We start from the raw sequence: 516 nt of genomic DNA on the forward strand, positions 1-516 counted from the left end.
ATTGTGCTGTTTTCATTTGCACCTCCGAGATGACTTCATGGTCAATTAGGGGTTGTAGCCTTTCCATTTCAATCTTGGCATTTTCAAGTTTTGCTTTTTCTACCTCTACTGCAGCCTGTGCATTTTTGAGACGCTCTACATAAGGCAAGGCATTAATACTAAATAATAGCTGCCCTTTTTCTACAAAATCTCCTTCATCCACATGGATCTGATCCAATAAGCCCTCAACTTGTGGACGGATCTCAACGTTTACCTTGCCTTCTATCGCTCCCAAGTATTCGAAAGTAGTGACGGCAGAATCTTTCTGAACAGTGGTAACTGGTAATGAAAGTGTTTCTACTTCTACCTGCTCTCCCTTACTGTCGCAAGAATAATTTACCGAAGAAATCATTACAATTATCGGAATCAACAAAATGTTCTCGTTGAATATTGATTTTATTAGTCTCATTATTTATATAAAATTTTATTATTCTTATGGTCTGGTTTTTTAAAATTGACCATTTGAATGATTTGATT

1 protein-coding gene is annotated in these 516 nt (G+C 36.2%); it reads right to left on the reverse strand.

The window, feature by feature from the left end; all coding sequences use genetic code 11:
- Positions 1–448 (reverse strand): efflux RND transporter periplasmic adaptor subunit (locus ADIWIN_RS14295; RefSeq protein WP_040757446.1); only part of this gene is annotated, 448 nt, incomplete at its 3' end.
- Positions 449–516: the final 68 nt, after the last annotated feature.

It is taken from the genome of Winogradskyella psychrotolerans RS-3 (assembly GCF_000427335.1).
GTDB lineage: Bacteria > Bacteroidota > Bacteroidia > Flavobacteriales > Flavobacteriaceae > Winogradskyella > Winogradskyella psychrotolerans.